Annotated in this window: 11 protein-coding genes and 2 pseudogenes; 11 read left to right on the top strand and 2 right to left on the bottom strand. The window is 39.8% G+C overall.

What is annotated here, in order from left to right; all coding sequences use genetic code 11:
• Positions 1-12: 12 nt before the first annotated feature.
• Both tssM and AB4486_RS21465 read right to left on the bottom strand, forming a co-directional pair.
• Entirely contained in the window at positions 13-3,405 is a 3,393-nt protein-coding gene (gene tssM / locus AB4486_RS21470) for a type VI secretion system membrane subunit TssM (RefSeq protein ID WP_372118559.1), read from the bottom strand.
• 61 nt (positions 3,406-3,466) lie between these two features.
• Positions 3,467-4,780 (bottom strand): type VI secretion system ImpA family N-terminal domain-containing protein, encoded by a 1,314-nt coding sequence (locus AB4486_RS21465; RefSeq protein WP_102429258.1) that lies wholly within the window; start codon positions 4,778-4,780, stop codon positions 3,467-3,469.
• Between the two features lie 658 nt (positions 4,781-5,438).
• Here AB4486_RS21465 and AB4486_RS21460 point away from each other — a divergent pair.
• The 11 genes and pseudogenes from AB4486_RS21460 to AB4486_RS21410 all read left to right on the top strand — a co-directional run.
• Positions 5,439-6,044 carry a hypothetical protein gene (locus AB4486_RS21460; protein ID WP_102333587.1) on the top strand — a complete coding sequence of 202 codons (606 nt, stop codon included), beginning with the start codon at positions 5,439-5,441 and terminating at the stop codon, positions 6,042-6,044.
• Between the two features lie 9 nt (positions 6,045-6,053).
• On the top strand, positions 6,054-7,550 hold the full coding sequence (locus AB4486_RS21455; RefSeq protein ID WP_372118556.1) for an FHA domain-containing protein: 1,497 nt from the start codon (positions 6,054-6,056) through the stop codon (positions 7,548-7,550).
• Positions 7,543-8,043, top strand: coding sequence for a type VI secretion system lipoprotein TssJ (gene tssJ / locus AB4486_RS21450; protein WP_372058368.1), 501 nt, complete (start codon positions 7,543-7,545; stop codon positions 8,041-8,043). Before AB4486_RS21455 ends, tssJ begins: the two co-directional genes overlap by 8 nt.
• 11 nt (positions 8,044-8,054) lie before the next feature.
• On the top strand, positions 8,055-9,380 hold the full coding sequence (gene tssK / locus AB4486_RS21445; RefSeq protein WP_017062572.1) for a type VI secretion system baseplate subunit TssK: 1,326 nt from the start codon (positions 8,055-8,057) through the stop codon (positions 9,378-9,380).
• Positions 9,377-10,168, top strand: a complete 792-nt coding sequence (icmH, locus tag AB4486_RS21440) for a type IVB secretion system protein IcmH/DotU (protein ID WP_017062571.1) — start codon at positions 9,377-9,379, stop codon at positions 10,166-10,168. Before tssK ends, icmH begins: the two co-directional genes overlap by 4 nt.
• A gap of 148 nt (positions 10,169-10,316) precedes the next feature.
• Complete coding sequence (locus AB4486_RS21435; protein ID WP_372118552.1) at positions 10,317-11,831, top strand: PAAR-like domain-containing protein; 1,515 nt, start codon at positions 10,317-10,319, stop codon at positions 11,829-11,831.
• Between the two features lie 9 nt (positions 11,832-11,840).
• Positions 11,841-12,587: an AHH domain-containing protein gene (locus AB4486_RS21430; RefSeq protein WP_372118549.1), complete on the top strand. Its 747-nt coding sequence runs from the start codon at positions 11,841-11,843 to the stop codon at positions 12,585-12,587.
• A 12-nt stretch (positions 12,588-12,599) separates the two neighbouring features.
• On the top strand, positions 12,600-13,175 hold the full coding sequence (locus AB4486_RS21425) for an imm11 family protein (protein ID WP_102429255.1): 576 nt from the start codon (positions 12,600-12,602) through the stop codon (positions 13,173-13,175).
• Between the two features lie 12 nt (positions 13,176-13,187).
• Positions 13,188-13,679, top strand: coding sequence for a hypothetical protein (locus AB4486_RS21420; protein ID WP_372118547.1), 492 nt, complete (start codon positions 13,188-13,190; stop codon positions 13,677-13,679).
• Positions 13,680-13,824: 145 nt separating this feature from the next.
• A pseudogene (locus AB4486_RS21415) lies at positions 13,825-14,001 on the top strand (transposase); the annotation flags it as partial.
• A gap of 77 nt (positions 14,002-14,078) precedes the next feature.
• Positions 14,079-14,192 (top strand): annotated as a pseudogene (locus AB4486_RS21410) (IS5/IS1182 family transposase); the annotation flags it as partial.

The following is a 14,192-nucleotide window of genomic DNA, read 5'->3' as shown; positions in this document are numbered from 1 at the left end:
TTTGTATTTTTACTATATGGCTTCGGGTAGAGTGAAGTTATACAGCTCCGCTAACGTAAACGGGTTTTTCTGAGTCAAAGGAGTGATTCGCAAGCTCAGATCTCTGCCTGATACTTTTATATCACTCACGAAGCTACCGTTATGGGTATTTGTTAACGTTGAGTCACCAAATAACCGATAGATAGCCCATTGACCATTCTTGCTCAGTACATGTTGTTTACCTTCGTCTGTTACATCTTGAATTGTTATACTGATATTGAAATCTCCATTTTGAGGAGGCCACTCAAGTTCACGAATTCTGCTGGGACCATGGTAATAGTTGATATTTGAGTCCGCTATTTTTAAGCTTGCTCTGATCGCACTCGAATCCAGATCAAGTACCTTCGCACTAAATGGAAGGTACAAACGGTTTGTACTCTTGTTGATTAGTGTATCTCTGATGACATTGTAATTTCTTAACTGAACAAGTAGTTCTGGTGAGAGAGGCATAATTTCACCTTCTACTTGTTTTGGCGTCCATAGGTTTGTGTCATAAAAAGGAGCGAAATTTTTATCGATAAATGCATCAAGCAAGCCTCCCGATGCGAAAAGCAGCTCAAAGTCTTCGATCGAAATTTCTTCTGTTGCACTTAGATCAAAAGGGTACCTTCCTAAACCTAACTCTTTGAACTTAGAATAGATCTCACTATACCAAAGAGTCTGTATTCCTTTTGATGATTCAGAAATCATCACGGACCAGCTCTGGTTAACTACGTCTAAAAGCCAACTTCTTACTGGCTCAGGAGATTTTTGTGCAATTTGTTTTAAACGAATCAGAGGATCGGCATCCGTACTACTCATCCGGTGTTGTGCTGCAGACAACGCTGCCATTTGAGGGGCCGGTGCGTCTGCTATATCTTTCATATACGTACGAACTCTGCTCAGTGCAGTTATCGTTTCATCCCATGGTGTAGGGGAGTTAGGGGTTTCGTTAATTTGTAATTGATTCAAGATGTGGAAAGCTTGTTCAACTCTTTTCATTAATAAGTAGTCAGGCTTTACAAGTTCTTCAACGAGTTCTGGTGCTGCATTTACGGCACCAGCAAGTTTAGGGTTAACCTGGGCCATTAATGCATTCTGTTGTCCAACCGGGGAAAACTGAGTGTTTGTATAAACTTGTTTTAGAACGGTTGTCATAGGAGAAGAGGGACCAGAGATCAGATCAATGGCGTTAGTAATCTCCCCTATATTGTTATAACGCTTTACTTTTAGTTCGCTTAAAGCATTTCGCCAATAACTGATGTAGTCATCCGTATATTTTTTTCTTACTTGCTTCTTGAATGTCTCTTGTTCTTTGTCTGTTGGGATTACGTGGTTTGACAAACCCAATACCCAGTTGTCGGTGATGACTTGTTGCGACATTAAATCGACGCGAGGGCGGTAAAACGTACTGAAGCCTGTAGATGTGTAAACTTTATCGATTTCTAATCGTTGAGGATCCAAGTTGTCGTTGAAGACATTATTAAAGTCGAAACCGACTGCTCGCTGTAAATTCAAAGTGCCTAAATCAATGTCACCTGCTTGTTGTAACAAGCTGGCGTACACAAGATCTACATTTGAACTAGAGAGTAGAGAACGTCTTGTCGCACGCACCATATTCATGTTGATCGATACAGGTTCAAAATCAGTGCGGAAATATGCGTCCAAATATTTCATCACTGTCGTGATCGTGTCTGGTTGATCACTGAGTTTTTGGAGCGTTGACATCGTTTGCTGACGTAGAAATTTTATCTCGCGTTTTGTAGGATCATTCAACATTAAGTAACCTTTTAGTAAAGGCAGTGCATTATTAACGTTGTCTTGATTTTGTGTTAGTTGCAAACGATAACCTTGCTCAATTACTGGCATTAAGTGGTTTCTAATTTGCATTATGAGGGCGTTATAAGCGATTTTCGTACTTTCATCGAGACGACTTACATTCATATTCACAAGTTCATTATCTAGCGCTTGTGAGCCACTAAGCCATGCTTGATAAGATGGTTGTACAGTTTGGATCGCACTTGAAAGAGAACTTTCAAAAGAATTGCCTTTTGGGTAAGACGATTGTGAATCATCTATACCAATAAGCTGACTAATCACTCTCAGGTTGTCATCTAAAGTCGTTGAAAACAGGTAAGCACCACTACCTAGTAAAATAATGGAAGCTGCAACGGCTAGACGGCTCTGCCTCTGGATCATCCTAAGGTAAGTCTTGTTTTCACCTGCGAAATCAGATTCAGGCAGGATCTGAGAGTCCATTAAGAAACGCGTAAAATAGGGCGTTTCTGTTAACTGAGTATGTTCCGACGCAATGATCGGCAAGTTAAAGTAGTTGCTGCAACTCTTAGCTAATAGGTTGTATTTTCTACCACCTTGGATATTCGATATAAAAAACACTTCACGGATATCAAGAGAATAAGACCCAGTATTGAGTTCTGAAAGTCGTTCTATCACAGAAGCAATTTCAGACTGACACAATTCGAATTGTTTAGGGAATGCTAATATGGCTTGCTTCTCGTTAACGTCATTAGAGTGAGACGACGAATCTAACGCATTGCTCTCCATTACTTTTACTAAATTACGGAAGCTATCATGGTAGTACTCAACAAATACACCTTTAGCTTCCTTTAATGGAATTGATAGAAATTCAACCGAGGTCTTTAAAGAACTAAAGTGTATGTATTCCTTAAATCCTTCTAGCTTGTCGAGCTTAGACATCATTAAATATAAAGGGATCGCTGAAGATGTTTTTTCACTTACTGATTCTAATCGATGGTTAAGCGCGGTTAACGTGTAATCGATTTGTTCGGTTTCAGAGACAATTAGAAATTCAAAATCGATAAAAAACAAGCAACCAGAAAATGGCTTTCTAGGCTTGTGTTTAATGACCTCATCTACAAATGTGTTCCACAGAGCGCTATCGTTACTTGATACTTCTTGAAACAATAGGCGTTGATCCGGTTTGATATACACGGCGGAGTCTGACTCATACCATTCGAAAAAATCATTCTTTGCAGTACGAGTCTGATCCATTGGCTTGATTGCACTGGAGTTAAGTAGAAACTGAGTTCGACCCGCGTATTTATTGCCAATCATTAAATAGATTGACTTTTTATTGGAACCAGAAAGAAGCGGACGGATGACCATGGCTAATGCTTCTTCTTCTGTTTCCAGCTTTAGGGCTTTAGTGTTGTTTTTCTTTTTTAGCCACAACGTTACCTGAAACAACGAATAGAAAATTGTTATAGCACCTAAAGCAATCCATAGGTAAAACTTGTCTGTTATATCTAGCCAAAGGATATAGATTGCAGCGATCGTAGCAGCAAGAAAGAGGAAAATGGCCGTTGATATAACAACAGGGTTCCTCATTAGTTTGTGTTTTAACATAAGCCTATTTCGTTGTTTTGAGTTTGTTGTAATACCGAGTCTTAAGACGGTTTTATGAGTTTTACGGTTTATTTGCTGACAGATCTGATTCTAAGGTTTTTATTTTGTGTAAATAGACGTTCAGTATCCGAAGAGATTTCTGTAGTTCTTTTTGTTGTTGTTCTTTTTCTGCATATTCAATGCGGCCAATCAATGGAAAAAGAGAGTTACTGTACTCATAAGCTCGTGCTGTCTTTTTACTTTCACTTCCTCTAATTACATTCGCAAATACAGTCCTGGCGTTAGAAAAGCGTCGGTGAAGTTGGGCGTAATCTGTGTTTAACTTTTCTTGTTCATTGGTGAACTCTTGGCGTAATCGTAGAATAGAAGACGAGTCCGGATACAGCTTGGTCAAATCAAGCGTCAATCGGTCTAAAATATCGATCTGATACACTTTGATTGGATCGGCAACCCAACCTTTCATTAGTGTGTCTAATTGGTTTACGACATTAGGTCTAACATCTTGAGAAATAGGAGCATATTCATATCTTAATGAATGTGCTATTTCATTAAGTTGTGAGATATCAGATGTGATGATTTGTTTAGTCAGATCTTTTAGTTGGTATTGCTTATAAAAGAAGTGAGAGGACAATGCTAAAGCAAGAAATCCGGCTAACAGGTAGACGACTAAATAATTAGAGGGTGTTTTATCGTCGACTTTCGATGTTGTTGCAGATTGCTTATTTGACACATCAATTTTAATGGTTGATGGTTGAGCCACTGGTGTTGGTTGTTTATTTTCTTCTGGAGCTCGGTACTTTCGTTGATTCTCTGCTTCGCGCAGGTTTGCTTCGGTCTCTTTATGTTCATCAACCCATTGCTTTAAGATTCGACGTACCCCACCTAATGAAGGTGCTTTTATACCGTAATGTAGTCTTAGTTCTTCTTCAATTCTCATACATAAGCGATGGCAAGTTTCGATCAGCAGTACGTCGTCGGGGTTTGTTTTAATCGACTTTATTCGTTTTTCTGTGTGTTCAACCATCCAGTCTATCGCCCCAATCCTTGCGTTTGATTTTGTAACTTCTGGATATGCGGTAAACCAATAAACGACGCATAAGTCCAGAATAGAACTGAGTCCTTCAGCTAAACCTTTTAAGCCATCATTATGTGTTGCTGCGACAGTAAAGTAGCAACTACAACGGAAATCTTTGCTGTTTTTCGAAAGTATCGTTTTTGAAAGAGACTGAACCTTTTTCCAAGAGACTCTCCCTGTCACCTTATTAAGGTTATTAATTTGACGTTTTATCTCTGTAAAATCATCTAATGCGTTTGGGTTAGTTCCGCTAGGCTTTTCTTCGTCAATAGGCCGTCTTGTGAAATCTGAGGAGAACATAATCTTGATATCCAACTGTATATATAACGAAATCGAAATTTAGCGATAACTAATAAATTTAGCCTCGCTTGTTTTTTATTTATATTCCCGAATTCAACTCCGAACTGCGACATTCTTAATTTTAGCACTATGTGACGTTATTCACAAAAAGATCAAAAAATGTAACAATTTACGACTAGGCTTTATAAAATTTCAGTGATGAAGGTCACATTTATGGTCTTTTTGGGGAGAAATAATATGAATCTAACTATTCCTACGTGTGGTGCTTTATTGATTAATAATTACTCTTGTCAATGATTGCATAAATATTAACTAACACTAAATTAGAAAAATGCTTTAAATGATTATGCCATAGGTTAAAGATAAAAAAGTGGCATTTTAGGTTTTTTGAATTTTGTAAATGCTAATTTTCTTGTATTGAACAACCTTCTTTCTTTGGATGGTTGTTGGTCGTTTGATTTTTCAATTATTGATAGTTTTGATTTTATAAATGAATTTTATTTGTAATTATTCGTAATGCATTTTCTTGTAGATATATCGTTTTTTTTGCTAGTTATAATGTCGTAAATGGCGGGTGTGACCGTCTCCTTATTGTAAAAGACATAATACTTGCTATCTTGCGCATCTAGTTAATATATGGATGAACTCAGAGGGAAGCATGCGAAACCTAAGTCAAATCGGTCTAATATCCACAATGTGTCTTTTTTCGTCCATCGCAATCGCGAAGGGTGAAAGATATGGTGGTTCAGTAAATATGCTGAGCATAGACACTATAGAATATGATGAAGGGCCGAGTGGACAAGTAGATGCTCTACGTTACGGGTTCGTCCATACACGTCCAATTGATGAAAGTAACAACCGATGGCGTTGGTGGTTAGGGTTCAATTATTTAGCAGAAGATGATATCGAAGCTCCAAAGAATGGCGTTTATAACGAGGTAACCAATTACGAATTTCGTATTGTGCCTCAGTATGCTTTAGGTAGCTGGTCGGTGTTCACACCTTATATAGGTGCAGGCTTGTCTTTAGGTTACTCGCAATACTCAAACCGTTGGAAAGTTGACGACCAAGGCTTTCGTTACGGCGAACAACTTGAAGATATCGATCAATTTGAAGCTGGCGCTGTTGTGACTTTTGGTAGTGTGATCAAGTTAGGAAGTAACCCAGACGCTCATTTACAAATAATCCCGCAAGCTTCATACATCTTACCTTTTTATAACGAAGGTCTAGGTGGTGTCGAGTTTAGTGTTTCTCTTCTGTTTTAAAGGCTATTCATGCGTATAAATCAATTGGTTTTGGTGATCTCGAAGTGCCCTGAAGAATATGTTGGAGCTAAAAGTATCGAGATGCCTGAAGAAGGTGGATCTCTAGGGCGAGAAGCAGGTTGTACAGTGACTTTAACGGATCACAACCGATTCATATCTGGTATGCACTGTCTATTGAGTATATATGGAGACACTTATTACATTAGTGATGTGAGTACAAATGGCACATTGGTTAATGGTAATAAGATCCTAAAGAATCAACCAGTTTCGTTGTGCGATGGTGACAGAGTTTCTCTCGGACAATATGAAGTGAGTATTTCTCTTGAGTTGGTAACGACTTCATACGACATAGCTTCTGAAATAGCGCCAGAAAGAGATTCAACAGACCCTTTAATGAACTTGGAAGAATCCGTTGTTGAGGAAGAAGCAGAGACAGGCGCGCTTGAAGATCTCTTCATGGAAACGAAACCTGATGGAGTAGATACTCATGATCCCGTCGAGCACTTAAAATTCTCAATGCAGAGAGATGATGATTATTTGGTCCGAGACGAAAGTAACAAAAAAAATCTTATGAAGTCATCGATAGAACCACAAAGGCAAGTTGTTGATGACAGTTTAAGCATCCATTCTGAGTTCGACCTCCCTAGTCTGATTCCTGAAGATTGGATGGGGATGGAAGAAGAACAGCAGGCGAACCTGAATGCTCAAGACATCGCTGATGATCAAACTAAGATACCGAACCGTTTAAAACCAACAAACATTGAAGGTACCGATTTTAAGTCAGATACGCTTACCGGCAGTTCAGATGTTCCCAAGCGTAAACCGACAAAAGTACCGCCTGTTACTATTATCCCTAATTCCGCAAATATACAAAGCCACAAGTGGGAAGAGGTGACACAAGAGTTTGTCCCTCATACCGAACCACAAGAGCAGCCTGTTGAAAGTGAGAGTAGAACTCAGAGTAATACCGCATTGAGTGAAACTTCTTACGAACATGAAAATGTAACACATGCATTCTTTGAAGGACTGGGTGTTGATTTAGAGTCTGACACGAAACATGACGCTTTATTTTTTAAACAAATGGGCGCTTGTTTGCGATTGTGTATCGATAATTTGTACAAAGATTTACAGAGTGTTGAAGAGCTTACTGACGAAAGCTCCTTTGCTCACAATGATCTTAGCCTAACTACATTGATGTTAACGCTAAATAGTCAAAATCTATTGGCTCCAAATGAGCTAATTGAACAGATACTGGATGAACTTAGCGAGCACGATACCTTATATGCGAAGGCAATTAACGATTTGGTATTGGAGCAACTAAAAGTGAATGATCCTCAGCAGTTTGCAAACACTTTAAGCCAGGAAACGCGCTTCCTTAGTAAGTCAAAGCTATGGCAAAAGTACAGCGAACATTATGAGCAGAATACTCGACAATTCAATGAGTCGACATTTAAAGCGTTGATGAAAGACAGATACAGTAAGGTTGCAAAAGCTGATCATGCGTAAACTTATAATCCCCATTACCTTGTTTCTATTATCAGGTTGTTCTATGTGGGAGCAGTTCAAAGAGTCCTCAGGGATAACTCCTGAGACTTCTTCGATTGAACTTGTTATCGAAGCTTCAGAACACCTCAATGTTCGTGACCAAGGTCAATCGTCCCCAGTAATTCTGAGAGTTCACGAATTAACGTCTCCAGTTATGTTCCGTAGTTTGGACTTCTTCGCTTTGTTCGAAAATGATAAGGCCTCCTTGGGGGATGAATACATTAAACGGTACGAATATCAGCTGCAACCAGGAGACAAGTTGCACGAGATTCTAGAGTTAGACCCAACAACTAGAGCATTGGGTTTTTCTGTCGCATTCCGCGATATCAATGGCTCGTCTTGGCGGAAGGTTGAAGTGATCGAAGAAAAAAGTGAGTACTTTCTGAGATTAAAAGTAGAGGGTAGTGAATTATCTTCGAACAATACTCGCGGTATTGAACAGACGTATTTTTAAGGAACTGACGAATGTCTTTATATAACCCAGTTGTTTGGCAAGATGGTATGTTCATGAAGCCTCAACACTTTCAGCAACTCGATAGGTCTCAAGGCAAGTTATCTAACATGCTTAGCTCTAATAGCTCTCCCTTACACTGGGGAGTGAAAAAAATTGAGATTAACACTGAGCTACTGGCACTTGGCAAAATCGGGATCACACGAGCAGAAGGTATCTTACAAGACCGTACTCCATTTGATTTACCGCTTCTTGCTGAGCTTCCAGAAGTAAGAGATGTTGACCCTTCTATTGCGGATAAAGTGGTGTATTTATGCTGTCCACTGCCATCAGAACGATCTGAACTCTTTGGCGGAAATGGAGACGGTGCTCGCTATAACATGGAAACCCAAGAAGCCGTAGATGCATGTTATGAATCAGAAGATATGGCAAGTATTGTGGTGGGTAAGCTTAACTTTTTCTTAATGTACGATCATGAAGATAAGAGCGCATATACATCAATTCCCATTTTGAAAATTTCGGAAGTGAAGCCAGACGGAAGCATCATTCTGGATGACAACTATATTCCGACGTGCATTGATATTCACGCATCTACAGTTTTGAGCAAGTTCGCGACGGAATTCGCGTCAATGCTTAAACACAGAGCCGAATCGATTGTTCAGCGTTTAGGCGTGGTTGACCAACAGGGCGTGTCATCTGTTGCTGATTTTATGTTGTTACAAGCTTTGAATCGTTATGAGCCGTTGTTCTGGCATTTTGCAAGTGTTGAAGGCGTTCACCCAGAGTCATTTTATCGGATCCTGTTACAAGCGGAAGGTGAATTATCTACACTGTGTTCCGCATCTCGTAGACCACAAGAGTTTACAAAATACAACCATAGCCAACTGACCGATTGTTTATCTCGTACGCTTGATAGCGCGAAAATGACATTAAGTGTTATGTCAGAACAACGTGCAATACCTTTAACATTGAGAGAGCAAAGCTATGGAATTCGAACTGCAGCAATTCCAGACAGTAAAATTGTCGAATCTACGACGTTTATTCTTGCTGTTAAAGCAGACGTACCGCTTGATATTTTACATACACAATTTGTGAGCCAAACTAAGATTGGTTCGATCGACAATATTCGCGATCTAATCAACTTACAATTGCCGGGCATTGAAATGAAACCAATGCCAGTCGTACCTAGAGCGTTGCCTTATCATGCTGGCTATACCTATTTTGAGCTTGATAAAGCGAGTGACGAATGGAATGCATTGAATAACACGGCAGCAATCGCTGTCCATATTGCTGGCGACTTCGCGAACTTATCACTACAGCTTTGGGCTGTACGTTTATGAGTTACGCCGAAAACGACGTCACCGTAGTACTATTTCAACCAGAACCAGGCAAACCAATGGAGGTTATGCCTGCACCTGATTTATCTAGAAATATTGCGGTAAGAGACCTAAACGTCGAGAGCATGGGGGTTAACCCGTTGGTCGATCAGTTTACCTGGTTAATAGCCAGTCTCTCATGTATGTCTTCGATTCCTTGGTTGGACGATCCTGGCCCTTTTAGAGAACAAGTTGCGCGAGAAATTCGCAAAGGTGAACGAAAGCTCAATGAAATGGAGTTGGATCGGGCATCAATATTAGTCATACGCTATTGCTTATGTGCTGCAATAGATGAATCTGTGTGTAGGCAAGAGTGGGGGGCAAACAGCCATTGGAGTACCAATAGCTTATTGTCGGAGTTCCATAACGAAACATCGGGTGGCGATAAGTTTTTTACTATTTTAGAGCGCTTGAAAGCTGATCCACGAAAATACAGACACGTTATCGAATTCCTTTATTTATTGCTTCAACTTGGGTTCAAAGGCAAGTACGGCCGAGAAGAGCGTGGTAACGAAAAGCTTTCAGAGATAGGAAACACAATTTATCGCTTAGTCCGAGACGAGCGTTTAGCCGAACAGGAAAAAGTAACGTTAGTTAACTTAAAGGCGAAGTATTTAAAGAAACCGCTCAAACGCGTTATTTCCCCTAAGTTGATTATTGGCGTCAGTACTGTGATCTTTGGTGTTATGTATGCCGCGACTTACTTGGTCATTGACCTAAAATTTCAGCAGTTACTGGATGTTTATCAATAGCATTAGATTTAATTGTGAGATCTTCTGTCCGTTTTTAAAAATAGACTCGAAGTAACAGTCTCATCCTTCATTTTCACTGCGTACTTAGAGAGATTGCAGCCTGCGATCTCTTTTATCATACATCTATTGGAATTTAATTGGATTTACTATGGGCGTAACAGTTTGTGCGAATGGACTCAGCGTAGTTCATCAAGGCTCAGGAGGAGAAGCGAACGCAACACTCCCTGATGTTTGTTTAACAACAGTCGGCAAACCTGTTGTTCCTATCCCTTATGGTAACAATGCAAAGTCTGCCGATTTAGCGGGAGGCACCACGACTGTCTCTATGGATGGCGGTAACAGCATTGCTATTAAAGGCAGTAAATTCAGCGCCAGTACTGGTGATGCCGGTGGTGATAAAAAGGGCGTAGCTTCTGGCACTATTGAAGCCGAGGCCGAATTCATATCAGCTTCTCCTACCGTTAAGTTCGAAGGTGTCGGTGTATGCCGCCTTTCTGATCAAATGACCATGAATAAAGCCAACACCATGTGTTTAGGCGGTGCTCAAAACCCTTCGGTTTCTGTGACAGAAGAGCAAGAAGGGACGTATACGGTAGACCTGTTTCTTTCTTATTCTGATGGAGAACCTGTTCAAGGGGCTACATATAAACTGATTGATCAAACCGGCGCTTCCTTTGAAGGTACATTAGATAATGTAGGCAAAGCTTCGGTGAGTGGGGTTGCACCTGGTGAATTTAACATTGACTATGGTGAAGATAGTCGCGAATTCATGCCAAACATCCCAACTAAAACTAACCCTAATTTCAACCCAAATGCGAATGCTCAATTAATTATTGAAGAAGCAAAGCGAGGCGAGGTTGGTTTTTGGGAAAACTCCTGGAAGAGAATGTCTGGCGCTGCCAGCTGGGTCTGGGGAGTAATTTTAGGTGACTTTAATGATGATGCATCGGTAGAGCAAATCATTGCAAACACAGCGCTGACAATGATCCCCGTCGTAGACCAAGCAGCAGATGTACGAGACCTTTCAGCAAATATCATGACACTATTAAGTGAAGAAGAACGAGATAAGCCAGAAAATTGGTTGGCACTGTCTTTGACTTTGATTGGCTGTATTCCAACGTTTGGTAGTGCAGTTAAAGGTACATGTAAAGTCGCTTTGAAAGGCGGGAAGGGTACATCAAAAGACACATTACTTGCGGTACTGCGTGGGATGGGTAAAGGTGACCCGGAAAAGTTCTTACGTACCCTAAAATGGGTTGATTACGCCAAACAGGCTAGCAACATTGTATCGGATGTTCTAAAACCCTGTATTGAAGTGGCCACCGAGTTGGCTTCATACGCCAACAGAATGGGTGCGGATGAACTAGCAGAATACTTCTTAAAATTGGTCGACGAAGTGAAAATCATCGATAAGATGGTGCCGGATAAACTAAAAGAAGCGATGGGTGAGTTTGACCAGTTATTCGCTCGAGTTTTGGGTAAAGGTGAGAGAGCATACCCAGCAAAAGTGAAACACAATACTGGTCAATCGGCGCAATCTGGAAGAAATTCGAGTAAGACAAATGAAGAGAAAGGTAAGAATCCTGTTCGGTGTAAGATTTGTCGTCGTCTTGCTGGCAAAAAAATTGGCCAGTGTGCTGAAGCTAGTAAAATAAAACAGTAAGGGGCTAAAATGGGTATTAGAGAAAATGAAGGTCGCTATATTCGTTCGCGTAGCCTTCGTGACTCTGCAGTTAAAAAGAAGCATCCACTAAACTTTATGAATAGGGCTGTAGCATCACACCATATTATTTCATGTGATGCTACACGAAGGCTTTCTAGTTATCGTCGAAAACAAATCACTTACAAAGGCTATGATGTGAATCACCTTTGGAATCTAGTTATTTTGCCGATGCAGGATAAAATCGCTTGTCACTATCAAATGCCATTACATAGATCTAGTCATAAAGACAACGCAATAGTAACTCATTATGAGAAGTCTTTAGGAGTTTCCATTGCCGGCTTACAAAGCAAGCTGGATCAAGAAATGTTGGCTGAAAATGACAGAGAAAAGAAAAAGGTCCTAGAGGACGATATTGCAGTAATCGATGTTCTAAATGGGTATCATAAAGTGGTAGGTGTAAAGTTGGCGCGTGCTCTTAAGGGGCTAAGCTGTAGAACGAATAAAGAACGATTTACTGCTAAGTTGGACGATCTATCAATAGATATACTAGGTGAGATTAGTCGAAATAAATTATTACTCTTACAGAGAGGGGCTCATTTTGCACCGGGAGAAAGCGGATGTGAGATGTGCAGTGAAGCAGCTTCAATGACCAACCGAGTACATTTTAATAGTCTAGATAGCGCTCCTAGCAAATTAGAGGTAAAAGCTTTTTGCTACAGTGGGCGTCGATTAAAAACGATCAAAGAGCAAAAATAAAGTAGGGCGTATATGTATTTCTCATTAATCTCCGAAAATTATTTCACATCTAGTGTGAACTTTGTACCTGTTGACGATCGAGAATCGTTGTATAGTACGAACCATTATCATCCTACTTCATCGGTAAATCCGATTGTATGGTTGGATAGTGAGGGGGGAAGTATCAAAAAAGTTGGACCGATTGTTGATTGTGGTGATTTATCGGTAAGCGCTAAATTTGCTGAAGCGTTAATGAGCTTCGACCCTTACGGTGTTGAGTATTATCCTTCACAACTCGATCTCGAAGATGGAAGTGTCAAAAATCGATATATTATAGCAATCAACAACATTATCGATATTTTAGATGAAGATCGCTCAGATATTGAAATATCTCCAAGAAGTGGTGAGCCCATAGTCCATGAATTGTTTTTATCAGAAGAAAAGCTAAAACAAATTCCTTTAGAAAATAGAGTTGCATTTAGAGTGAAAGGTGCTGAGACAGCAATGTTTTTTTGTGAAGAGTTGTTTGACGTTGTTGATTCGGTAACGGAATTCGATATTTTGAGAAAAAATAAAATAGATATAAATGACCTAGCTCCAAAGTTTTAAGGTAGACCATTCATGAATGATGAATATCAAGTATTAACTAAACAATCTTTAGCTAATTTCCAACTCCAACAAAGCCCTAAGCCAATTGTACCTGTAGAGCCAGATTTGTTGCTGGAAATGACCTTCTCTCCAAAATTATTTATTATCGATGATATCGCTGAAAAAGTTGAACAATTAGTGGTGCACGGTGTGGAATGGTTAGATGCTCGTGTGGATTGTTCTCCAAGCCAACCGTCGGATGATCAAATCAAGGTATATGAAGACTATCGAATGCCATACATCCACCAGACGTACAAATTGACCAATCAAGAAAAGCAGTTTGGTCAGCTTAATTGGATCGATGTTGAAAATACTGAGTTTGATTTCTCTAAGTTAGAGAGCATTCCACTAGAAGAAAGGCTGATCTTCAAATTAGAAGAAGATTATGGCTTGGTTTTTATTCACCAAAGCGTGATTGATTTACTTAAGCAACATGTTAAAGATGTTTGGGTTAGAGACGTTTAAATAAATCGCTGTCAGGCGCTTTTTTATTTTCAGGCCTAAACCACCTACTTCAGTAGGTGGTTATCATTCAGTTTGGTTTTGCCTGTAGTTCTACCCATGTTAAATGCTCCCTTGATTTTTAGCGAAGTCAAAGAGGACAAATAACATGAGCAGATATAATCAAGCTTCCCACGTATTTTGGAGATGTCAATATCACATAGTGTGTACAGCAAAGTATCGATTTAGGATTTTGAAAAACAATGTAGGTAAAGAAGTTTATCGATGTATAAACGTTTATTGTAATCGACTTGGATGTGAAGTCGTTGAATTAAACGTTCAAGTGGCTTTGTTTCCTAAATCAGGGAACTAATGCTTAAAGCTACGATCAGATCATCTAAGTTCACTCACATACTTAGAGCAATGCCAAAGCCTCGCTACAGAACAACTAACTGGAAACAATATAACCAAGCCCTAATCAATCGTGGCTCACTGACATTCTGGATTGATGAGGAAACGATTCAACAGTGGAAGCAA

Source organism: Vibrio sp. 10N.222.55.C6 (assembly GCF_041473395.1).
In the GTDB taxonomy this organism is placed as follows: Bacteria; Pseudomonadota; Gammaproteobacteria; order Enterobacterales; family Vibrionaceae; genus Vibrio; species Vibrio crassostreae_C.
This window is presented reverse-complemented; position numbering and strand designations above follow the sequence as displayed.

What these genes read in the sequence shown, in the direction of transcription:
- tssM (WP_372118559.1), bottom strand. Translation starts at nt 3,405, where the DNA reads ATGTTAAAACACAAACTAATGAGGAACCCTGTTGTTATATCAACGGCC.
- AB4486_RS21465 (WP_102429258.1), bottom strand. Translation starts at nt 4,780, where the DNA reads ATGTTCTCCTCAGATTTCACAAGACGGCCTATTGACGAAGAAAAGCCT.
- AB4486_RS21460 (WP_102333587.1), top strand. Translation starts at nt 5,439, where the DNA reads ATGCGAAACCTAAGTCAAATCGGTCTAATATCCACAATGTGTCTTTTT.
- AB4486_RS21455 (WP_372118556.1), top strand. Translation starts at nt 6,054, where the DNA reads ATGCGTATAAATCAATTGGTTTTGGTGATCTCGAAGTGCCCTGAAGAA.
- tssJ (WP_372058368.1), top strand. Translation starts at nt 7,543, where the DNA reads ATGCGTAAACTTATAATCCCCATTACCTTGTTTCTATTATCAGGTTGT.
- tssK (WP_017062572.1), top strand. Translation starts at nt 8,055, where the DNA reads ATGTCTTTATATAACCCAGTTGTTTGGCAAGATGGTATGTTCATGAAG.
- icmH (WP_017062571.1), top strand. Translation starts at nt 9,377, where the DNA reads ATGAGTTACGCCGAAAACGACGTCACCGTAGTACTATTTCAACCAGAA.
- AB4486_RS21435 (WP_372118552.1), top strand. Translation starts at nt 10,317, where the DNA reads ATGGGCGTAACAGTTTGTGCGAATGGACTCAGCGTAGTTCATCAAGGC.
- AB4486_RS21430 (WP_372118549.1), top strand. Translation starts at nt 11,841, where the DNA reads ATGGGTATTAGAGAAAATGAAGGTCGCTATATTCGTTCGCGTAGCCTT.
- AB4486_RS21425 (WP_102429255.1), top strand. Translation starts at nt 12,600, where the DNA reads ATGTATTTCTCATTAATCTCCGAAAATTATTTCACATCTAGTGTGAAC.
- AB4486_RS21420 (WP_372118547.1), top strand. Translation starts at nt 13,188, where the DNA reads ATGAATGATGAATATCAAGTATTAACTAAACAATCTTTAGCTAATTTC.